The organism is Bacillus sp. GM2 (genome assembly GCF_056155945.1).
Window position 1 is genome coordinate 2,592,701 of record NZ_JBRKSZ010000007.1, and the last position, 20,844, is coordinate 2,613,544.

21 protein-coding genes and 1 riboswitch are annotated in these 20,844 nt (G+C 45.6%); of the genes, 4 read left to right on the forward strand and 17 right to left on the reverse strand.

Annotation, left to right across the window (positions count from 1 at the left end; genetic code table 11):
* Positions 1-75: 75 nt before the first annotated feature.
* A complete protein-coding gene (locus tag ACVC9U_RS14210) occupies positions 76-2,097 on the reverse strand; it encodes an ATP-binding protein (protein WP_441391186.1) in 2,022 nt (673 codons plus the stop codon).
* Positions 2,098-2,786: 689 nt separating this feature from the next.
* On the opposite strand from ACVC9U_RS14210, the gene ACVC9U_RS14215 reads away from it, so the two are divergent.
* On the forward strand, positions 2,787-3,434 hold the full coding sequence (locus ACVC9U_RS14215; RefSeq protein WP_020450692.1) for a spore coat protein: 648 nt from the start codon (positions 2,787-2,789) through the stop codon (positions 3,432-3,434).
* Here ACVC9U_RS14215 and ACVC9U_RS14220 read toward each other — a convergent pair.
* On the reverse strand, positions 3,366-4,322 hold the full coding sequence (locus tag ACVC9U_RS14220; protein WP_237562733.1) for a hypothetical protein: 957 nt from the start codon (positions 4,320-4,322) through the stop codon (positions 3,366-3,368). The genes ACVC9U_RS14215 and ACVC9U_RS14220 overlap by 69 nt on opposite strands.
* Before the next feature lie 116 nt (positions 4,323-4,438).
* Positions 4,439-5,017 carry a YhcN/YlaJ family sporulation lipoprotein gene (locus ACVC9U_RS14225; protein ID WP_441391187.1) on the reverse strand — a complete coding sequence of 193 codons (579 nt, stop codon included), beginning with the start codon at positions 5,015-5,017 and terminating at the stop codon, positions 4,439-4,441.
* Positions 5,018-5,162: 145 nt separating this feature from the next.
* On the opposite strand from ACVC9U_RS14225, the gene ACVC9U_RS14230 reads away from it, so the two are divergent.
* Both ACVC9U_RS14230 and ACVC9U_RS14235 read left to right on the forward strand, forming a co-directional pair.
* Positions 5,163-6,932, forward strand: a complete 1,770-nt coding sequence (locus tag ACVC9U_RS14230; protein WP_441391188.1) for a S9 family peptidase — start codon at positions 5,163-5,165, stop codon at positions 6,930-6,932.
* Between the two features lie 47 nt (positions 6,933-6,979).
* Entirely contained in the window at positions 6,980-7,321 is a 342-nt protein-coding gene (locus tag ACVC9U_RS14235; protein WP_441391189.1) for a hypothetical protein, read from the forward strand.
* Between the two features lie 45 nt (positions 7,322-7,366).
* Here ACVC9U_RS14235 and ACVC9U_RS14240 read toward each other — a convergent pair whose 3' ends face one another.
* From ACVC9U_RS14240 to ACVC9U_RS14255, 4 genes are all read right to left on the reverse strand, one after another.
* Complete coding sequence (locus tag ACVC9U_RS14240) at positions 7,367-8,755, reverse strand: L-cystine transporter (protein WP_145645900.1); 1,389 nt, start codon at positions 8,753-8,755, stop codon at positions 7,367-7,369.
* Positions 8,756-8,878: 123 nt separating this feature from the next.
* The gene (locus ACVC9U_RS14245; protein WP_441391190.1) at positions 8,879-9,697 is read right to left on the reverse strand and encodes a MetQ/NlpA family ABC transporter substrate-binding protein; all 819 of its coding nucleotides are present in this window, start codon (positions 9,695-9,697) and stop codon (positions 8,879-8,881) included.
* 21 nt (positions 9,698-9,718) lie between these two features.
* Complete coding sequence (locus tag ACVC9U_RS14250; protein ID WP_145645902.1) at positions 9,719-10,369, reverse strand: methionine ABC transporter permease; 651 nt, start codon at positions 10,367-10,369, stop codon at positions 9,719-9,721.
* A 2-nt stretch (positions 10,370-10,371) separates the two neighbouring features.
* A complete protein-coding gene (locus tag ACVC9U_RS14255; RefSeq protein ID WP_043926464.1) occupies positions 10,372-11,373 on the reverse strand; it encodes a methionine ABC transporter ATP-binding protein in 1,002 nt (333 codons plus the stop codon).
* A gap of 100 nt (positions 11,374-11,473) precedes the next feature.
* Positions 11,474-11,587, reverse strand: a riboswitch (SAM riboswitch).
* A gap of 303 nt (positions 11,588-11,890) precedes the next feature.
* On the opposite strand from ACVC9U_RS14255, the gene cspB reads away from it, so the two are divergent.
* Positions 11,891-12,091, forward strand: a complete 201-nt coding sequence (gene cspB / locus ACVC9U_RS14260; RefSeq protein ID WP_003155376.1) for a cold shock-like protein CspB — start codon at positions 11,891-11,893, stop codon at positions 12,089-12,091.
* Positions 12,092-12,209: 118 nt separating this feature from the next.
* Here the strand turns inward: cspB and ACVC9U_RS14265 are convergent, their stop codons facing one another.
* The 10 genes from ACVC9U_RS14265 to yhbH all read right to left on the reverse strand — a co-directional run bounded on the left by ACVC9U_RS14265 (position 12,210) and on the right by yhbH (position 20,691).
* Positions 12,210-13,151: an ABC transporter permease gene (locus ACVC9U_RS14265; protein WP_441391191.1), complete on the reverse strand. Its 942-nt coding sequence runs from the start codon at positions 13,149-13,151 to the stop codon at positions 12,210-12,212.
* Entirely contained in the window at positions 13,144-14,067 is a 924-nt protein-coding gene (locus tag ACVC9U_RS14270; protein ID WP_441391192.1) for an ABC transporter ATP-binding protein, read from the reverse strand. The genes ACVC9U_RS14265 and ACVC9U_RS14270 overlap by 8 nt, the downstream gene beginning before the upstream one ends.
* Positions 14,068-14,086: 19 nt before the next feature.
* On the reverse strand, positions 14,087-14,788 hold the full coding sequence (locus ACVC9U_RS14275; RefSeq protein WP_075755426.1) for an ABC transporter ATP-binding protein: 702 nt from the start codon (positions 14,786-14,788) through the stop codon (positions 14,087-14,089).
* Complete coding sequence (locus ACVC9U_RS14280) at positions 14,778-15,158, reverse strand: GntR family transcriptional regulator (protein ID WP_075755424.1); 381 nt, start codon at positions 15,156-15,158, stop codon at positions 14,778-14,780. The genes ACVC9U_RS14275 and ACVC9U_RS14280 overlap by 11 nt, the downstream gene beginning before the upstream one ends.
* Positions 15,159-15,161: 3 nt before the next feature.
* Positions 15,162-15,929 (reverse strand): hypothetical protein, encoded by a 768-nt coding sequence (locus tag ACVC9U_RS14285; protein ID WP_075755422.1) that lies wholly within the window; start codon positions 15,927-15,929, stop codon positions 15,162-15,164.
* Between the two features lie 132 nt (positions 15,930-16,061).
* Positions 16,062-16,394, reverse strand: coding sequence for a hypothetical protein (locus ACVC9U_RS14290; protein WP_075755420.1), 333 nt, complete (start codon positions 16,392-16,394; stop codon positions 16,062-16,064).
* 13 nt (positions 16,395-16,407) lie between these two features.
* Positions 16,408-16,938, reverse strand: coding sequence for an NAD(P)H-dependent oxidoreductase (locus ACVC9U_RS14295; protein WP_075755418.1), 531 nt, complete (start codon positions 16,936-16,938; stop codon positions 16,408-16,410).
* A 17-nt stretch (positions 16,939-16,955) separates the two neighbouring features.
* Positions 16,956-18,521, reverse strand: coding sequence for a DHA2 family efflux MFS transporter permease subunit (locus tag ACVC9U_RS14300; protein WP_154495929.1), 1,566 nt, complete (start codon positions 18,519-18,521; stop codon positions 16,956-16,958).
* Positions 18,522-18,584: 63 nt separating this feature from the next.
* Positions 18,585-19,217 (reverse strand): HlyD family secretion protein, encoded by a 633-nt coding sequence (locus ACVC9U_RS14305; protein ID WP_043927260.1) that lies wholly within the window; start codon positions 19,215-19,217, stop codon positions 18,585-18,587.
* Between the two features lie 307 nt (positions 19,218-19,524).
* Positions 19,525-20,691, reverse strand: a complete 1,167-nt coding sequence (gene yhbH / locus ACVC9U_RS14310) for a sporulation protein YhbH (RefSeq protein WP_020450675.1) — start codon at positions 20,689-20,691, stop codon at positions 19,525-19,527.
* Positions 20,692-20,844: the final 153 nt, after the last annotated feature.

Sequence of the window (20,844 nt, forward strand, 5' to 3'; positions counted from 1 at the left end):
TCTGATGATGATAAAGAACATATGATTTTTTTGTAAAATTTTCAAAAAAGAATGAGAACAGGGATGACCGCATTCTCATTCTTTAATCGGAAGCTTCAATTTTACGGTCGTTCCTTTTCCTTCCTCGCTTTCAAAATGAATGCTTCCGCCGTGATTTTCAATAATTTTAAATGTAACCATTAATCCGAGCCCGGTTCCTTTTTCCTTCGTTGTATAAAATGGCTCCCCAAGCTTATCAAGCACATCTTTTGAGATGCCCTTTCCCTGATCTACAAAGGTGATGAATACGCTGTCTTTTTCATAGAAGGAACGTATTGTAATAAAGCCTTCAGCATCCTCCATCGCCTCGATCGCATTTTTTAATATGTTGAGGAAAACCTGTTTCAGTTCATTTGAAACAGCGAGAATCTCAGGGAGATCTCCGCTCAGCTGTTTCTCGATCCGCACATTGTTCATCACGGCCTGCGACTCCAATACCATGCAGACATCTTCAACAATCGAGTTGACCTGAACCGGATCAAATGTAGTCGATTTTGTTTTGGCCAATACGAGAAATTCGTTGATAATCGCTTCAAGTCTGATGAATTCGGACATCATCACTTCCGCATAATCTTTTTGATATTTTTTAGACTGGATCATCAGCTGGAGGAACCCTTTCAGAGATGTGAGGGGATTCCGTATTTCATGAGCGATCCCGGCAGCAAGCTGCCCGACCGCTGACAGCATTTCCGATTTCATGAGCATTTTTTCAGATCGCTTTTGGTTTGTAATGTCCTCGGATATCAGCATAACCTGATGCACGTTCCCCGCGCTGTCCTCCATAGGAATAAGGGAGATTTGCTCCCACCTGTCCTGCTGCTCCCTATCCTGGTAATTAAGCTCCCCTGACCATGGTTTCTTATCAAGGACATGCTTCCAGAAGCGATTGAGATCATCACAGTGAAAATGCTTGCGGTAAATGTTAAATACATCGCCGCCGATGAGGTCATCCGGATGTTTTTCGAGCATCCGGCAAAAGCGTTTGTTTGCATAAGTGACTGAACCGTCGACCGAAGTGAGCAATATGTTGGCCGGACTTTGATCAATAGCCTGTGAGCTGATATGCAGCGCCTCGTTCGTCATTTTCAATTCAGTGACATTCGTGAACGTGACAACAATGCCTTCAACCTTTTTCCCCGAAGCATAATAAGGGATCATTTTCACGGTATACCAGCCGCCGTTTGGCATTTCGAACTCTTTTACGACCGTTTTGTTTTCATAAAGCGTGCGCTTTATGTCATCGGCATACTCCTTATAGTTGAACCTCTCTGTCAGCTTATCGGCAGGCCTTGAAAGGTCCTCCTTTTTCAGGTCGAACATGTTGGCGGCTTCCGGCGTAAATAATTTCAATTTCAATTCCTGATCCAAAAAAACGGCGGCGATGTTCGTGCTGGTCAGCAGATTGTTCAGATCATTTTTAAGGGTGTTCAGCTCATTCACTTTCTTTTCAAACGCCCTGTTTAGCGCCGTTAATTTTTTGTTCTCCTCCTGAAGCTTTTGGTTGGCAGACACCAAAGCGTCATTGGACGCTTCGAGCTCTTTTACCGTCCGGTACAGATGCTGAAGATGAAGCTGGCCGTCTTCTCCGCCGGATACCGGAACGCGGGCTGCCTCTTCTTTTGCTTTTTCGATAAACAGCACATAAAGCTTGTGATACAGGCGGAAGAAACTTTTTAATGTTAAATGAACAAAGGATAGTTCTCCGCTTAAATAAATCGGAACGTTTTTAAACGACACTTTTTTCTCTTTCTTTGCCCGCTGTAAAGCGGCATTGACCTGCACGGATAAGCTCGCGGGAAAAGCTTGATGAATGTTGCCTTTTGAACTTTTCAAATATTGATCGGCACTTTCTGAGGACGCGACAATTTCTCCCCGGTCATTCAGGATCAGACAAGGAAACATATACTGGTCGATCAAGGAAAGATAAATATCATCCAGCCTATAAAAACCACTCAGTTCACTGATTTTTTTATATACTTCTGTTTGCACCTTCGGATACACAGAATCATTACCAAATAAACCTGACATTTTTCCAACCGTCTCACTTGAGCCCAGCATTACAAAACTCCTCCTTTTCTAAGTGCAAAATCAAAAAGGAAAACACCTTTTTTGCATTTTCATGATGATTGGCAGCTGAAATCATTTACGGAGGGAGAATCCTTTACAGATCGCGCAGGGGCAATAAAAAGTTTGCAGGCACCTTCTTAAAATGACAAAGTTCTTCATGCCGATATCCACCCGGGCATTGCAAATCGATTGTTTTTCAGTCCATATTTAAACAAAGTGCGTGAACACAAGACCGACATCGTCTTTTATTCTTTCTTCCGGCAGCTTTTATTTGAATCCGACCTGTTTCGGCTCATTTGTTTTTTCGGATATCAGACATCCGTCCACTCACCGAATTCCTTAACTGCCGGAAGCATGCATGAACATTTCTCATCACCGCCCGGCAGATATGTGCTCCGTTTACAAAGGTACGAGGGATCTCTAAACCGGCTTAATTTCCTCTCCTGATCCTCAGTTTTTTTCAGTTTGACGCCAAAATGACCTCACTTCCACTTTCGACCAATGAGATGATATATTGTCTTGAACACAAGACCCCCATAATATTTTCTCTGAACTAAACTATTCGACGGTTAGAATAAAATCCCTTTAAATCCAGTTTATCGATTATTCCTTTTTTGAATAAATATGACGGCAAAAACGAAATATAATAGTTGAATTACATTTAAGGAGGATACGTTAGAGTGGAACAGCAAAACCAGCCGCAAATGCAAATCAATCAAGGCAATGAAGGAATGCAGCATATGAATCACGGGGGCCACGAAGTGTTTGACATGCATGAAGTGTTGTCCGGTATGATCGGCGTTCTTGAGCAATATATGATGTTCAGAGAGCATGTCAAAGATCCGGAGCTGCTCGATATTTTGGACAGGCAGCACCGGTTTATTTCGTCTCAGTACAACATCACAACAGAATGCTTCAGAACAGGGCAAAAGCCGAGCCAGGAAACGGCAACATATATGATGAAAGAGGATCGTCAATTTGTCTACGGGTTAAAAGACGCTCAGCCGAAACAGCCGAAGCAATCCGTGCAGGCGATTGATGACGCCTGTATCAGCAGCTTTATGCTCGGCTTGATGAAAACCAATTGTTCAGCATTGGCCATGGCGGCTCCCGAGGTGACAAACCCTGTTTGCAGAAGGGTTCTGGCAGACCAGATTCCTCACTATATCGAAATGGCTTATGAAATTTTCCTTTATCAGAACAAGCACGGATACTATCAAGTTCCTCAGCTTGCACCGCAAGACATGCAGAAGATGACTTCAGCATTCGCTCCGGTGCAAGGTCAGCCGCAAATGCCACCAAACGGGCAGCAGAGACCCATTCATTGATGATGAAAACGGCACGGAAGAACGAAACTTCCGTGCCGTTTTTTTCGCTTCATATTTCCGCTTGAATTCTTTTTCAAAGGCGGATAACGACTGACCGACGGCGGCCTTAAATCCGTCTTCAAAACTTCCCCGCTCAGCCGTTTCCTCGATGATGTCGAGGATGACACCCCTTCCTTTTTTCTCCGCGAGCTCTTCGATCAAATAATAACTTTGCAAATAAATATCGGTTTCATATCCAGTGCGGGCTTTTTGCCATTGCCTGTCGGTCTTCAGCTTACTCAAAGGAACGGCTGACGGCAAAGTCCGGATCTCAATAGCGTCATGAGCAGAAGCCCATTCCGCCACTCCTTCGTGAAACCAGAGCGGGTAAGCTGCCGGGTCGGCTTTCAGTTCTCTCAGCTTGACGTGAAAAGCATAGTGTGTATACTCATGTATCAGCACGCGTTTGTACAGGAAGACGGCGAATCCCTCGCCGCTATTCAGATGCTTTCTCTCCTCGGGCAAAAGTCCGATCATCTGCATATCATTTGAGTAAAATCCGGTGATATCCTTTAATTTTGAAAATGACTCCATATCATCGCGGTTTGAAAAAAAGATCAAATCAACGCTGTCTTGAAGAGGGCTGGCAAACAGTTCCCGATTCATGTCAGCGGCATCCCGAAGCGTCTCCTTTGTCAGCTCCAGAATCGTCCTATCTTCTTCAGCGTAATAAATGCTGACACTTTCATATTTAACCATTTCCAGCGATTCTTTCAGTTTTTCTATTTTCCCCGAAAGAACAGATGCCTCTGGGCTCTCTTGGCTGAACACGACAAAAACGGCCAATAACAAAGCGGATAGAGTGCCCGCCATAATTAAAATAAAGGCTGCTTTCATCTCTCCTGTCACATGTCTTCCCTCCATCCGCGATGTGCTTCTCTGTACTACACACTATGCGGAAAGGGTCAGGAAGTGGCCTGTATGAAAAGCAGCCAACAAAAAAAGCCGCTCATTGCGGCTTTTCATTATCTTTGATTCGGGAAAATTCTGTTGATCGTTTCACCAAATTCTTCAAAAATCCCTTCGATCGGTTCACCATTTTGGATTCTGCCGCCATAGTTTCTCATCCGGTCAACAAAGTCCGGGTTTGCCGAAACGAACACATTGTTGATGTTATTGTCTGCTTCTTTAACCTTTTTCGAGATTTTCCCTTTCAGCTCATTCGTCACGTTGCCCTTCGGATTGCCTTTCAAAACGACCGCTACATAAGCGTTGCGGTTTGTCGTAATGACGTTTGCACTTCTGACTTCTTTCAGTTCCGTCACTTTGTCTGCGGCTTTATCCGCCACTTCCATATTATTATTATCCCGGTTGGCATCGCGGTTGTCTGTCACATTCATTTGGTCGTTGACGTTTCTGCCGTCGTTGACGTTTCTGCCGTCATTGACATTCGTGCGGTCGTTATCTCTGTTTGTTACATTTTGAAGCGCATTGTCCTGGTTGCGCCGGTTGTTATCCGCTCCCTGGTTTGCCATGCCGCATCCGGCTGTGAACAGCAGCGGAAGGAGCAAAGCAGCAATCGCGCTTTTTTTCATATTGAACATTAAAATTACCTCCTATAATGATTTACGTATAGTTTTTTTCTTTTTCGTGTTATTTATTTGTCTAAAGGATATTTTTTATACGCGACTTTTGTTATGATCTTGTTGAATGTAAAAATACCCAAATAAATCCGGAGGTGTATATGAAATGGAAAAAGCAAAAAGCATTTTGCATGTGCTGCGAATTAAAGACTTTGCGGTCCATCCCGATGAGACACAGCTTGTTTTTGATACAAATCTCAACGGAACATCAAACCTGTGGGCGATGGATCTTCCCGATGCATACCCGTACCAGCTGTCCTTCTTGAATCAGGATGCAAAAGGAATCGCCTACAATCCCGACGGCTCTATTCTCTATGCCGGTTTTGACCATGACGGAAACGAACAAAGCGGACTGTACAAGCTTTCTTCAAAAAACGGGTCGTTCCATTCATTAAACGGAAACCAAACAGACCGCCACTTCGAGCCCATCCCTGTCCAAAATGCCGTTTACTACTCCTCTACAAAGGACAATCCGACATTTTTAAATACATACAGATACGATTGTCTCACTGAAAAAGAAGAGCTTATTTTTGAAGGAAAAGACGGAACTTCAATACTGGCTGATGTAAGCCCGGGCGAGAAAGCCGTCAGCATCCATGTCTACTATGTCAACAGCCACAATGTCTGCATGATCCATACCGCTGAAGGTGTGACGACAGGAATCGTCCCCGATGAGACGCTGCCTCATATGGTTTATTCTTCCCACTTTGCATCTGATGATCGGTTATTCGTCACGACAAACTACGAAGCCGAGTTCTCATACCTTGCCTTGTACACCGTTTCATCCGGTATTTTTGCGCCGGTGCTTTCGATTGACAAAACTGATTTAACAGCCATCCACGCTGATCCGAGTGGAACTTTCCTTTATCTGATTGGAAAAAAAGGCGTCAAAGAGGTAATGTATGAGTACAACACAGCAACAGGAGAAAGCCGTCAAGTGAACTGCCCTTGTACATCCATTTCGAAAATACACTGCGCCTCTTCGGGCACGCTGTACATTCTCGGCTCAACGCCGACCAGGCCGGCTAATCTCTATGTATTAATGAAAGGACAGGCAAAATGGCGGCAATTAACGAAACATTCGGTTCCGGGTTTCTCCGAACAGGAGCTGTCATATCCGGAGGTTGTGACATATCCTTCTTTTGACGGTCTCGCAATAGAAGGGCTGCTGTTTAAGCCGGCCCCGGAAGAAGCGAACGGCTGGACGATTATTTGGCCGCACGGCGGACCGCAAGATGCAGAAACCTTTATGTTCTATGATCTCTTTCAACTCGCTGCGAAAATGGGCTACCAGTTATTCGCCCCTAATTTCAGGGGATCAGCGAATTACGGCTATTCCTTCTTTAAAATGGTCGAACAAGATTGGGGAGACGGACCGCGCCTCGATATGACCGCAGGCATCGACTGGCTTATCGATCAAAAGCTTGCGGACCGCGAAAAACTTTTTTTAATGGGGGGCAGCTACGGAGGATATATGTCGTTATTGCTTCACGGAAGGCATCCAGAGTATTTCCGCGCCGTCGTCGATATATGCGGAGTCAGCAATCTGTTTTCGTTTGTCAAATCCGTACCGGATTTCTGGCAGCCGATGATGGAAAAATGGGTCGGCAATCCGGAGCGGGATTATGAAAAAATGAAAGCCGATTCTCCTGTTACATATCTGGAGAATATGACTCAGCCGATGCTGATTATCCAAGGCGCAAACGATCCGCGCGTCGTAAAGGAAGAGTCCGATCAGATCGTCGATCGGTTGAAAGGCATGGGGCGGAATATTGAGTATCTTGTTTTGGAAAATGAAGGGCACGGTTTTTCGAAAAAAGAATTTAAATTTTTTGAAAAGCACCGCTTATCTCTCGCGGCACAGCTTGAAGAATAAAACCGATCAGGACTGGGGATGGTATACGTAAAAAGGAGGTAGACCCTTTGTTTAGAAGAAGATCAGGCATCCATCCCGCTGTATTGGTTTTAGGATCAGCTACATTAACCGCGGCTTTTTCTCCCGAAATCCGCAAAAGATTGACAGGCATGTTCGCGAAGGGCATGGGAGCGCGGCAGCAAGGTAACGGCCGCAACCAGACGATGATGAATCCGGCTGACATGATCAAACAAGCTTTCAATCCCGGAGGACAATCAAATGAACATGGCCAGTCAGGCTATACGGCAAACGACCAGCATCAATCAAGCCATATGACTGCCCCGGTTAATGTCATGAACGATCAGACTGCAAACCAGACGATGTTCGATAACGATCAAAGCTATTCATAAAAAACGGCCCGCACGAGCGATCAAGCTGTGCGGGCCGTTCTTCTTTTACACTTCTGCTTCAATGATATTTGTACGGTCTTCGTACGTGTTTTTTTCAAGTTCATTTGTTACTTTGCTCGTGACAAGTCCTGACGTCATGCTGCCGCTGACATTAAGAGCCGTACGCCCCATGTCGATGAGCGGCTCAACCGAAATCAGCAGTCCGGCAAGCGCTACGGGCATATTTAACGCCGAAAGGACGAGAAGCGCTGCAAATGTCGCACCTCCGCCGACGCCTGCCACTCCAAAAGAGCTGATCGCAACAACAGCGATAACCGTGAACAAAAATGACGGCTCAAGCGGATTTTGTCCGACAGTCGGCGCAATCATGATCGCGAGCATTGCAGGGTAAATTCCGGCACATCCGTTTTGTCCGATGGACAGTCCGAAGGATCCGGCAAAGTTAGCAATGCCTTCAGGAACACCAAGGCTTCGCTGCGTTTTAATGTTCAGCGGCAAAGCGCCTGCGCTTGATCTTGATGTGAACGCGAATACAAGGACCGGAAACGCCTTTTTCAAGTATGTGACAGGATTTAAACCGCTGAATGTAATGAGCAGCAGGTGAATGATGAACATGACGATCAGCGCCGCATATGAAGCGATGACAAATTTGCCGAGCTTGGCAATGCTGTCGAGGTCGCTCGTTGCAATCGTTTTTGTCATGATCGCCAATACACCGTAAGGCGTCAGCCTTAGAATCAATGTCACTACACGCATAATGATCGCATACACGGCATCAACCATCTTTTTGAAAAGCTCAGCTTGTTCAGGCTGTTTTCGATTGACCCCGAGATAAGCGATCCCAAGGAAAGCCGCAAAAATAACAACGGCGATCGTTGATGTCGGTCTTGCTCCCGTAAAATCTAAAAACGGATTCCCCGGAAGAAGCTCGACAATTTGCTGCGGAAGCGTTTTGGCTTCCATGTCCTGCGATTTCTGTTCGAGTTCCGCCCCTCTCATTGACTCCGCCTGGCCTTGATCCACATGGACAGCCTGCAGGTCGAAAGCAAGCGCGGACGCGATTCCCACCGCAGCAGCGACAGCTGTCGTCGCGATCAAGAGCCCGATGATCAGTCCGCTGATTTTTCCGATATTGTGCGTCAGTTTAAGCTTTGTAAAAGCGCCCAAAATCGAGATGAATACAAGCGGCATAACGATCATCTGCAAAAGCTTCACATAGCCGCCGCCTGCAATATTAAACCAATCAGATGTCTGCGTAATCGTTTCTGAAGACGAACCATATATAAAATGCAAAGCGAATCCAAAAACAATGCCGATTCCCAGAGCGGTAAATACCCGCTTAGAAAAAGAAACATGCTTTTTTTGCATCATATAAAGGAGCGCCATCAGGCCGAGCATGACGATAATATTAATAACAACAAATAATGTCATGATAACAAAAGCACCCCCAGAATTTTTTACATTTAAAAACTATAGTACAACAAACCTGATTGGTCAAGTAGGAATTATCGACGCATTTCAATATATGACCCGGGAATCAATTGCGCGACTGATATTTTATTCGCCGATGTCTTTCAGTGGAACAAAAGTCGGCAGCTGTGCACCGTCAAACTCTTTTTTGATCAATTCAGCGGTATCGTCTGCTTGGTACAGCTCGACGATCTTTTTCAAATCTTCGCGGTCCCGGTCTTCTGTTCTGGCCGCAATAATGTTGATGTACGGTGTCGCTGTTTCGTCTTCCAGTTTAATCGAATCTTTGACAGGGTGGAAGCCGGCGTCAACCGCTATGCCGTTGTTGATAACAGATGCAGCGACATCGGGAAGTACGCGCGGTGTTTGCTCTGCGGCCACCGTTGTGATTTTGAGTTTTTTCGGATTTTCTTTAATCGCATCAAGCGTTCCGTTTCCGTCAAATCCGTCCTTTAATTGAAGAAGGCCGGCGGACTCCAGCAGAAGCAAGGCTCTGCCCATGTTCGTCGCTTCGCTCGGAACAGCGATTTCCGCGCCGTTTGGTATATCGTCAGGCGAATCATACTTCTCGGAATAAATGCCCATCGGAGCGATGATCGTTGTGCCGATCGGCGATAGTTTAAGATTGCGTTCCTTTTTGAATGCATTAAAGTAAGATATCGTCTGAAAAGCGTTGGCGTCTATGTCACCGCCCGCCAAAGCCTGGTTCGGCTGAACATAATCGGAGTATTTGACGATTTCAAGCTTTAAGCCTTCTTTCTCGGCTTTTTTCTTCACAAAGTCCCAGATTCTTGTATCCGTTCCGCTGATGCCGATATTAATCGTTTTCGCATCAGAGTCTGCCGCACACCCCGCGATCACTCCCGCAAGCAGCAATAAGATCACAACAAATGCAAATTTTTTCATCATAGCCGTCTCCCTCTTTGTTTATCTTCTTCTCAATTTTTTTGACAGAACGTTTCCGGATGTCTGCAATCCCTGCACAACGATGACGAGAATTGCAACCGTGATGATCATCGTCATCGTGTCAAATCTTTGATAGCCGTATGTGATCGCCAAATCCCCCAGACCGCCGGCGCCTATCGCACCAGCCATCGCCGACGCTCCGACCAATCCGACCGTTGCCACCGTAAAACTCAGCACAAGTGAGCCGAGCGCTTCCGGAATCAGAAACCTGAAGATGATCTGCCGCGGAGTCGCTCCCATTGCTTCAGCGGCTTCAATAACTCCCGGGTCGACTTCAAGCAGAGAGTTCTCGACGAGCCTTGCGATGTAAGGCCCGGCATAAAAAGTCAGGGGAACAATCGCTGCCGATGTGCCGATGGACGTCCCCACAATCAGCCTTGTCACCGGAATTAAAGCAACCATCAAAATGATAAACGGAACGGACCGGAAAATGTTAATGATCATATTGACAACCGTAAAAACTGCCGGATTTTCAAGCAGATGCCCCTTTCTTGTGACAACCAGCAAAATGCCGAGCGGAATGCCGATCACGCTTGAAAATAAAAGAGAAAAAACCGTCATTTGAATCGTCTGAACCAGTGCGTCAATGATTTGGTCATATGTAACAAGCATGCTTATACCTCCCTGATGCGAATGTTTTCTCTGCGTATATATTCGAGCGCCCGCCCGATTTCACCGTCTTCCCCCTGCAGTTCAACCGTCATGCTGCCAAACGGAATTCCCTGAAGCTCTGTAATCGTTCCGTGCAGAATGTTGACTTCTACGTCAAACCGCTTTGCCACTTGCGAAAGAAATGGCTTCCCGGAAGATTCGCCGACAAATTGAAGCTGGTAGAGGTGCTTCACATTTAATTTTTGAATCGATTCAGGTATCTCGTGGTCGATGGCTGATTTGACAAAGCTTTTCGCCGTTTCGGTTTCCGGCGCGGAAAATACGTCAAACACACTGCCTGATTCAATGATCCTTCCTTTTTCAATGACCGCGACTTTGTCGCAGATTTCTTTTGCCACATTCATTTCATGGGTGATTAACAGTATCGTGATGTTATATTGTTCGTTGACGCGCTTCAGCAGCTTCAAAATATCGCCGGTCGTCTGCGGATCAAGCGCGGATGTCGCTTCATCGCAGAGCAGAACCTCCGGATTTGTCGCCAGCGCCCGGGCAATCCCGACGCGCTGCTTTTGGCCGCCCGAAAGCTGATCCGGATAATCGCGGGCTTTATCCTCAAGTCCGACAAAACGGAGCAGCTCCGTCACTTTTTGCTTGATTTCGGCTTTCGGCGTTTTGACAAGTGCGAGCGGCTCTGCGACATTAGCGAAAATCGTTTTTGAATTTAACAGGTTAAAATGCTGAAACACCATGCCGATCTTCCTTTTCACAGTGCGAATCTCAGCTTTCGACAAGGACATTAAGTCTCTTCCGCCGACGAAAACCTTTCCGGCCGTCGGTTTTTCAAGGAAGTTCACACAGCGGATCAGCGTGCTTTTCCCTGCACCGCTGAATCCGATGACGCCGTATATTTCCCCTTTATCCACATGAAGGTCGATTCCATTGAGCGCATGAACCTTCTGTCCGCCGCTTTCATAGACCTTTTCAACGCCTTCAAATGTAATCATGATGATCTTCCTCCTCTTTTTGGCTAACAAAAAAGGCTTCCTCTTAAAAAATAAGAAGAAGCCTTAGACGACACGAAGTAAATGGAGTGGGTCCGCTCTCTTCTTATCTTCCAAGCCCATACGGCTTGTTGGATGTGGCACAGTATTCTGCTGTTTGCAGAACCCGCTGCCGAGGCTTCATAGGGCCAATTCCCTCCGCCTCTCTGAATAAGAAGTGTTGTTGCATGAAGTTTTACCTAACTTTACAGCTTCTTTGAAATGTTGTCAATCAGATTCGTGAAAATTTCAAAAACTCTCTTTTCAATGCTTTATTTTTCACCCTGATCATTAAATTTCACTTTTTTTAAAAAAATTGTGTTTAGCAGTTGTAATTTCGCTTAAACACTGGTAAAGTAAAGGTAATTATTTTTGTTCGAACTATCTTTAAGAAGAAAGTTTTGTAAGAGTTTTCGTCTTGGAAGTTTGTTTTAGAGCAAGAATAGTGAATTTAAGCGTTATCGCTTTAGGAGGAAATTTCATGCTAGAAGGTAAAGTAAAATGGTTTAACTCTGAAAAAGGTTTCGGATTCATCGAAGTTGAAGGACAAGACGATGTATTCGTTCATTTCTCTGCTATTCAAGGCGAAGGCTTCAAAACTTTGGAAGAAGGCCAATCTGTATCTTTCGAAATCGTTGAAGGAAACCGCGGACCACAAGCTGCTAACGTAACAAAAGCGTAAGCTGTGAACCGCTGATCTTCATACAGGACTGCTGACCGAATGTCAGCAGTCTTTTTATATTTTATTTAAAAAAGCCTCACGCCCGGAAACCGGCGTGAGGCTTTTTCGTGAATACCGCTTATGAAGCGATGTCTCTTTTTGTGAATGCACCAAAAGCGAGCACATGAAAAACGATAAAATAGACAGCGAGCACCGCAATCGAGAATCCCAGCGTCATATCTGAAACAAGCGGAGATCCGTCAAAGTATTGAGTGAGATCAGTGTTGGCAAATAAGATATATTTCACCCAATCAAATTTCGTCGCGAGCAGGTTTGTCACCGTTCCGCCCATAGCCAATAGGAAAATCGAAATACCTACGGCGAGCGAGCTGTTTCTGAAAACAGCTGAAATCATAAAGGCCATTGTCGCCATCATCAAAAGCGAAATTGAATTCAGCAAATAGCTGCCGGCCAAGTGCAACAGCAGGCTTTTTTCTTCAACTGTTCCACCGGCATACACCAAGTGAACCTGGCTGCCGTCGCCTGCCCCGAATAAAGCTAGGCCTGTTATTCCTGCGCTTGCAAACAGAATGAAGAGCAAAGCCAATGCAAAAAGCAGAACTGTCAAATATTTTGCCAGCAAAATTTTAAAGCGGCTGATCGGCCTGATGACAAGCAGCTTCACCGTTCCCCAGCTGAATTCATTCGCAACGATTCCCGCAGCCACTGTGATCACAAACAGACCGGCGAGGGAGATGATCCCGCTCGCATCGCTGATGAACGACAGGGCCGTATAATCCCCGTCTTCCGGCAAATCGTGCTTGATTCGATACTCATTAATGGCGATCGACCGTTCATAACTTTTTTCAAGTGCCGGATTATTGACCCCTTTAAGTAGTTCTTTCATATCTTTATTTTCCTGCATCAATTCTTTTTTCCAGCCCGGGTTTTGGTCTGTCTCCCCGATCGTCTTTGTGAGAACGCCCAGCCCGATGGCAGATAACAGCAAAATCGCGATCATGACGTATGTGCCTTTTCGATTAAAAATTTTGATCCATTCATTTACGATGAGATTAAACATGCTGAGCTTCCTCCTTATCTGCGGTGATTTCCAGGAACCGGTCTTCCAGCGATTTGTTCACAGCCTTCACTTCATATAGGCGGACACCGCTGTCTGACAAGTGTTTGATCAAATCAGGCACTTCATCCTTTTGAAGGCTGAGCTCTATCCCGCCTTCCGCTTCGTCAACCTTCATCTTTTTGAAGGCAGCCGCTTCCCGCATCAGAGCCTGATTGTCATCCGCCTGAATATAATAGCGCTTCTTTTCATCCCGAGCGGGTCCGTGCACATGTTGAATATCCCGGAGCTTTCCGTTCTGGATAATGGCGATCCTGTCGCACATCAGCTCCATTTCTGAAAGCAGGTGGCTTGAAACGATGACCGCCATACCTCTTTCTCTCGTCAGCTTTCTTAAATGATCGCGTATTTCCCGGATACCGGCCGGATCAAGCCCGTTCGTCGGCTCATCGAGAATCAAGAGCTTCGGATCGTGCAAAAGGCTTTGGGCTAGGCCAAGCCTTTGTCTCATTCCTAAAGAATACGTTTTGACCTTATCGTTGATCCTGTTTTTCAATCCGACAAGCTCGACGATTTCGTCAATTTTCTGTTTCGTCACGCCTTTCGTCATGCGCGCGTATTGCTGAAGGTTTTGATAGCCCGTTAAAAATTTATACAGTTCCGGATTTTCAACGATCGCTCCGATATGCCGTGCAGCCTTTTCAAAATTTTCTTTTACGCTGACGCCGCACACGGCGATTTCACCGGCGGTGATGTTCATATGCCCGACAATCATCCGGATCGTCGTCGTTTTTCCGGCGCCGTTCGGACCCAGGAAGCCGAATATTTCGCCTGCCCGCACGTCAAAGCTCAAGCCGTCGATGATCTTTTTCCCCCTGATCGTTTTTGATACATTTTTTAATTCCAAAAGTGTTTCCACTGTTTCTCCTCCAGCCTTTTCAATTTTTTTCTTCAATAAACCGTTTCAGCCATTCCAAAAGCGACATTCCTGATTCCTCGCGCAGCTGTTCGACATCTTTTTTTTCTTCAATTCGGCCATTTAAGACGACGACGACCTCATCCAAAATTTGTTCAATTTCATGAATCTCATGGGTGGCGATGACGATTGTCTGCTTATCAAGCTCCAAATATGTAAGAAGGCTTTTGACGATCGATTCTCTCACCATCGGATCAAGACCGGAAAACGGCTCATCAAGCAGCACGACCGCTGCATCGCGCGCCAATGTGAGCGCGAGCTTCAGCCTGCCCCGGTTGCCTTTGGAAAGCTTGCCGATTTTTTTATCCCCGTCGATTTTCATGTCCTTTAACAGGTCCCACGCTTTATTTATACGGAAATCGAAAAACTGGGTTTCATAAAAGTGAATCATATCCTTGACCCGAAATGGATCGTAGAACATATCAAGCTCTGTTAAATAGGCGATGTTCTTCGTCTCCTTTCTGGCTGCCGGCCGTCCTCCGATCAGCACCGAGCCCGAATCCGGAAACGAGAGCCCTGTGATCAGCTTCAAGATCGTAGATTTGCCGCTGCCGTTCGGTCCTGTCAACCCGTAAATTTTCCCGGGAGAAAGAGACAGATCGGCCTCTTTGAGCGCATACTCTTTGCCATACTTCTTCGTGACATTTTTCAGCTCAATCTTCATTTGGATCTCCTTTCTGAAGAAAACGGTCAAGTTCTGACAACATGTCTTGTTTAGACAAGCCAAGCTCTTCCATGCTCTGGACAAATTGCCCGATAACTTCCGATCTCATCTCCCGCTTTAAATCATCGATGACTTCCGTATGTTCAACAACAAAGGTGCCCTGTCCCCTTCTGGTCTCCACCACGCCCATCCTTTCCATTTCATTGTAGGTTCTTTGAATCGTATTCGGATTTACTTGCGTCTGAACAGCCAGCTCACGGACCGAAGGTAATTTTTCTCCCGGCTTGATCTCTCCGCGGATCATTTTTTTAAAGAGCTGTTCGGCTATTTGCCTATAGATCGGCTTTGAAGCAGAAAATTCATTTGCCATCTTTTACACCTCAACTCTTCTGTTCAGTAATTTGCAGGAGAGATAGAAGAGACAGACGCCTAAGACTGTGTAATACACCAGGAGAATACCCGGCAAATCAACTTGAGAAAATGTAACAGTCCATCCTGAATGTTCGTAATGGAATTTGAATTCAGCTGTTAAAGAAATGCTCCACAATTTCTGCAATTCCTGGAATAAGCCGCTCTCGATGAACAGCGCCTCGATTAATCCGTAAGCACTGTAGATCAGCAAGGGAATGATCCAGCGGATTTTTTTGATAGCCGGATATTTTCTGAGCGCTTCATATATCGTCCACAGAAACATCACCCATGTGGAAAAAATTACGGAGCCTAAAAAGACAGCGATATTGACGAGAAGCAAATCTGACACGGAAAACAGGCCGGCGCTGCTGGAGAGCAGAACGCTTCTGACAATCAGCCCGAAAATGAATAAAACAGCGTGGGAAATCAATTGGTATACGGCAGCTGAAGCAAGCTTTGACAGCAGCAATAACGCACTGTTGTTCGGGTTATATAACCAAAGCTGCGTCTTCCCTTCCAGACGGAGCTGAGCAAGGATCATTAAAGGACAAAACAGGCTATGAAATAATAAAATGGTCACTAGCGCCCCAAAAAGAGCCATTGATTCGCCTGTATAATGAGCAAACCAAAAGCTTGCAATAATCGCACAAATCATGCACAGCATCCAAACCAAAAACCAAAACCTTGCCATGAGAAAATCTTTTTTAAATAAACCGCTGAAAGACTGCAAAACATATCCTCCTCTAGTCACTGTATCAGTGTACTATATCAATAGTACACTGATACAGTGAAAATCGCAATCAAATATTACAAAAAAATGCAAAAAAAAGAGCAAATCCGCTGTTTCCCAGCGAATTTGCCTTTAATCCTGTTCCCGCTTTTTCATGGATTTTAATGCTTTTCGGTAATCCATATCGTCCATTTCCGTTTTCTCGGAATGGTTTTTTTCCTCTTTTGGATGTTGAAGTTTTTGCAGAATCGCCCGATAGGTTTGATCATTCATTTCGAACGGATCTTGCTGAGCGGCTTCAACTTGCTGAGGCGCTTCTTCTTCCTGAACATGAGGAATGTCAGCTTCAGCTGCCGCGTTATCCTCATGTTCGGGTTTATGCTGCGAAGACGCCGACCGCACATTAAATACCACCAGACCGATAATGACGAGGACAGCAGCGATGATGGTCAATATAATGGTCATGTCAAATCGCTCCTTACTGTCCTGCTGTAAAGCGGTCTGTCACTTGGGCGACGCGTCTGCCTAAAGCCCGGCCCAGCTCCAGGCCTTCTTCGCCGATCAGTTCGTCACTGTCGACAGGACACGTGATGCCTGCACCGTAATAAGACCCGTATAAAGCATTTTCAGGTACATTTCCAGGCAAGCCGACGACCATCATGCCTTGATGAAGCATCGGTGTTATTAAGTTGAGCATTGTCGCCTCAAGACCGCCGTGAGTCGTCGCTGTTGTGCAGAAGACTGCGCCGACCTTATTGATCAGCTTGCCTTCCGCCCAAAGGTAGCCCAGCCTGTCGATCCAAGTTTTTAAGCCGGAGCTGATTGTACCGAAATGGCCAGGGCAGCCCCAGATGATAGCGTCCATTTCTTCGAGCTTTCTGATATCCGCCTGGCTGACATGATCGATCAGCACGTCTGCAGCCTCATGTTCCCCTGCGCCTTCTGCAATGGCTTCAGCCAGCTTTTTCGTATGCTCGCCTTCACTGTCGTACACAACATAAATTTTCATGTCAGAACCTCCTCATTTTAAGATTCTTTCGCTTCTTTAGGAGCCGGAAGCAATGTCAGCTCCTCCGCCTTGTTCTTCCTGCGCAGCTTGTCTTTTCTGACATCCCTCAAAAACAGGCTGAGAACGAGACCGATGACACAGAACCCGGCCGCCCACATAAATGCGTCATTGATGCCCATGACATTCGAGTTGAGCTGGGCCTGTCCGGTCAAATATTTCACGACATATTGTTGTGCTTGTTCAAGAGATATATGCATCGATTGCGCCGTTGACTGAATGGTTGACTGCAATGTGCTCATAAATGACGGATCAGCCGTATTTGTCTGATCGGCCATTGATGCATAGTGGAATGTCGTGCGATTTGTATAAATCGTCGTGATCAAGCTCGTTCCGATCGAACCGCTGATTTGGCGAAGCGTATTCGACATCGCCGTTCCGTGGCTGTTTAAATGCTGCGGAAGCTGGTTCATGCCGGCAGTCATGATCGGCATCATCAGCATGGACATCCCAAACGCCCGAATCGCATAGATTAACACGATGTGCATATACGGTGTATCGATCGTAAGCGTCGTAAATTCGTAGGTCGTCACAACAGTGATCAATAATCCGACAATCGCCAGCGGTCTTGGGCCGACTTTATCAAATAAAATTCCTGAGATCGGCGACATCACAAGCATGACGAGTGCGCCCGGCAGCATCAGAAGCCCCGACTGAAGCGCTGTAAAGCCGACCAGGTTTTGCAAATAAATCGGAATCAGGAACATTCCTGCATACAAAGCAACTGTAATGATGGCGTTGATCACGCTTGACAGTGAAAACATATCGTATTTGAACACTCTGAAGTCAAGCATCGGCTCTTTCGATTTCAACTGCTGGATGATAAAAGCGGCAATGCCGATCACACCGATCACAACTGTGGAAAGTACGAGCGGATCATCCCAGCCGTCTGAGCCGGCTTCGCTCACACCATACAGCAACGCCGCAAATCCGACAATTGAAAGAATCGCGCCTGCTGTGTCCAATTTGATTTTTTTAGGTTCCGTCATATTTTTAAATAGGAAAAAACCGAAAATGATGACGATCACACCAACCGGCACAAGGCCGTAAAACATGATCCGCCAGCTGTAGTTTTCAATGACCCAGCCGGATAGCGTCGGACCGACAGCAGGAGCAAACATCATCGCAAGCCCGAAGATTCCCATTCCTTTCCCGCGGCTTTCCGGAGGAAAGATAAAGAGAATCGTCGTCATGACCAAAGGCTGTAGTATGCCTCCGCCGACTGCCTGAATGAGGCGTCCGGTTAACATCGTCGAGAAGTTAGGCGCAATTCCGCATATCAGCGTTCCGGCCGTAAACAGTAGCATCGCCGTTAAAAACAGGCTCCGTCCGCCGAACCGCATAATCAGGAAGGCTGATAAAGGAATCAAAACGCCGTTGACAAGCATATATCCGGTTGTCAGCCATTGAATCGTTGTGGCGCTCACATTGAACTCTGTCATGAGATGAGGCATCGCCACATTCAGCAGCGTTTGGTTTAAAATGGCCAGAAACAAGCCGCCCATTAAAATGATGAGCAGTGACATATTTCCTTTTTTCTGAGAAGCCACTTATGACATCCTCCTTTCGCTCGTTTTTATTTCCCCCGGTTATTTTGAAATTTTCACGGATGCGTTCATTCCCGGCAGCACTTTGTCAGACGGGTTTTTGATTGAAATTTTCACAGGTACTTTCTGCGTCACTTTCGTGTAGTTTCCGCTTGAATTGCTTTGAGAAAGCAAGTCAAATGTTGAGTTTGTCGCATAGCCGATTTCTTCGACATTTCCTTCAAATGTAGTGCCTGAATCACCGTCAACGACGATATCGACTTTGTCCCCTTTTTCGATGTCTTTCAGGTCGTTTTCTTCAATGTTAGCTGTAATGTACAGATGATCCATGTCGATTGTTTTCGCAAGCGTTTGACCGGCTTGTACGATCTGGCCTTCTTTCGCCTCGTTTTTGACAATCGTTCCGTCCATGATCGACTTCACGTCAACCGTTTGTTCCCCTTTGATTTTCGCTGCTTTTTCGTCCTTTGAAACTTTTGATCCTTCTTTCAAATCCCAATCTGCGAGCTTCCCTGATGCAGGCGCCGTAATGTCGGCCATCTCGCCTGCCACGTGTGCTTCGTCGGTTTTCACATAGCTGATGCTGTCATAATAGAAATACGCACCTCCTGCTAAGATGGCAAGCACGATGATGAGTCCGATAATGTTCGTCGCAATTAAACGTCCTTTGCTCATGTTTATTTCTCCTTTCATATCCTTATATTTTGGATGAAGCCGGTTTGATCGGCTTCCGCGGTTTTGTGTTTTCCTATTTCCTGCCCAGCAACTTGCGGGACGTGTACTGAAAAAGTTGTTCAAAACTGAGCAAGAAAGATCGGAAGCGGTAAATTTGTTTTTACCTCTGCACAACAAAATAAATAGTTAACAAGATTAAATATTAGTTAAAGTAATAAAGAATGTCAATAACCTTGCACTTAAAATTTTGATTTAAATATTTTCCAAACAAAAAACCTCCGGCAGTGGAGGTTTCGTTCGCGTTTTTTCATGTATATTGATGCCGTTCTTCATTGCTGAAAAAGCTCTTCAGAGCCTGAAAAACATCGGCTTTCTGTTTCAGCACATAATACTTGAATTTTTCGTTTTTAATATTTTTGTAGGCTGACATTAACGTTGAATGTCTGTTGTACTGGTTGACTTCGCCATAGCAAAATATATTCGCTTTTTCCATAATCTCTCCGACAAGCTTGACGCACCGCGCATTGTCGGATGTCAGATTATCGCCGTCCGAAAAATGAAACGGATAAATGTTATAGCGTGTCGGATGGTATTTGTCTTCAATCAGTTCTAGGGATTTGCGGTATACAGATGAACAAATCGTGCCCCCGCTTTCCCCTTTCGAAAAGAAATCTTCTTCTGATACCACTTTGGCTTCAGTATGATGGGCGATAAACTCAATATCGACCGTTTCATACTTTGTCCGTAAAAAACGTGTCATCCAAAAGAAAAAGCTTCGCGCCATATATTTTTCCCAAACACCCATCGATCCGCTCGTATCCATCATTGCGAGCACAACGGCTTTTGATTCCGGCTTTACGGAGTCATTCCACGTTTTAAATTTTAAGTCTTCGGGGTAGATCGGATAAAATGAAGGTTTTCCCGTCATTGCATTTCGCTTAAAAGCGCTGAGCATCGTTCTTTTCTTATCGATATTGCCGGTCAAACCCGTTTTGCGGATATCGTTGAACTCAATATCTTCGACAACGATATCATCCCGTTCTTTCTGTTCTAAATTCGGCAGTTCCATTTCGCTGAAGAGCGCCTCTTCCAAATCGATGAGCGAAACTTCCGCTTCATAATAATCTTCGCCGGCCTGATCGCCCGCTCCCTGGCCTTTGCCGGCGCCCCGTTTATCAGAACCGTCCCTTGCGACGATATCTCCGACCTCGCTGTCGCCGTCTCCCTGGCCGGCATGTTTATTTTTATCATAGTTATAGCGGATTTTATACTCATCTAACGATCGAATCGGAATTTTGACAACATCTTTGCCGTTGGACATAATAATGCTTTCTTCTGTAATCAGGTCAGGCAGATTGTTTTTGATCGCGTCCTGCACCTTTTTCTGGTGACGCTGTTGGTCATCATACCCTTTTCGGTGGAGGGACCAGTCTTCCTGAGAAATAATAAAATGGCCATTGTCTTTATGGGACATGAGTTCCCCTCCTTATTTATAATCCCCTTAAATGGCTTCGGTTTATAGCCCTGCGGATGCAAGTCTAAAAATGGTTATTGTTATCTTATGCAGGTATAAATAACTTTTGACAAATAATTTTGAAAATGGGACAAAACGACCCGCCCTTCTCCG

Coding starts and splice junctions, on each gene's coding strand:
- ACVC9U_RS14245 (WP_441391190.1), bottom strand. CDS start 9,697: ATGAAAAAATTTGCATTTGTTGTGATCTTATTGCTGCTTGCGGGAGTG.
- ACVC9U_RS14230 (WP_441391188.1), top strand. CDS start 5,163: ATGGAAAAAGCAAAAAGCATTTTGCATGTGCTGCGAATTAAAGACTTT.
- ACVC9U_RS14275 (WP_075755426.1), bottom strand. CDS start 14,788: ATGAAGATTGAGCTGAAAAATGTCACGAAGAAGTATGGCAAAGAGTAT.
- ACVC9U_RS14250 (WP_145645902.1), bottom strand. CDS start 10,369: ATGCTTGTTACATATGACCAAATCATTGACGCACTGGTTCAGACGATT.
- ACVC9U_RS14255 (WP_043926464.1), bottom strand. CDS start 11,373: ATGATTACATTTGAAGGCGTTGAAAAGGTCTATGAAAGCGGCGGACAG.
- ACVC9U_RS14210 (WP_441391186.1), bottom strand. CDS start 2,097: ATGCTGGGCTCAAGTGAGACGGTTGGAAAAATGTCAGGTTTATTTGGT.
- cspB (WP_003155376.1), top strand. CDS start 11,891: ATGCTAGAAGGTAAAGTAAAATGGTTTAACTCTGAAAAAGGTTTCGGA.
- ACVC9U_RS14225 (WP_441391187.1), bottom strand. CDS start 5,017: ATGTTCAATATGAAAAAAAGCGCGATTGCTGCTTTGCTCCTTCCGCTG.
- yhbH (WP_020450675.1), bottom strand. CDS start 20,691: ATGTCCCATAAAGACAATGGCCATTTTATTATTTCTCAGGAAGACTGG.
- ACVC9U_RS14290 (WP_075755420.1), bottom strand. CDS start 16,394: ATGACCATTATATTGACCATCATCGCTGCTGTCCTCGTCATTATCGGT.
- ACVC9U_RS14305 (WP_043927260.1), bottom strand. CDS start 19,217: ATGAGCAAAGGACGTTTAATTGCGACGAACATTATCGGACTCATCATC.
- ACVC9U_RS14300 (WP_154495929.1), bottom strand. CDS start 18,521: ATGTCACTGCTCATCATTTTAATGGGCGGCTTGTTTCTGGCCATTTTA.
- ACVC9U_RS14295 (WP_075755418.1), bottom strand. CDS start 16,938: ATGAAAATTTATGTTGTGTACGACAGTGAAGGCGAGCATACGAAAAAG.
- ACVC9U_RS14265 (WP_441391191.1), bottom strand. CDS start 13,151: ATGTTTAATCTCATCGTAAATGAATGGATCAAAATTTTTAATCGAAAA.
- ACVC9U_RS14280 (WP_075755424.1), bottom strand. CDS start 15,158: ATGGCAAATGAATTTTCTGCTTCAAAGCCGATCTATAGGCAAATAGCC.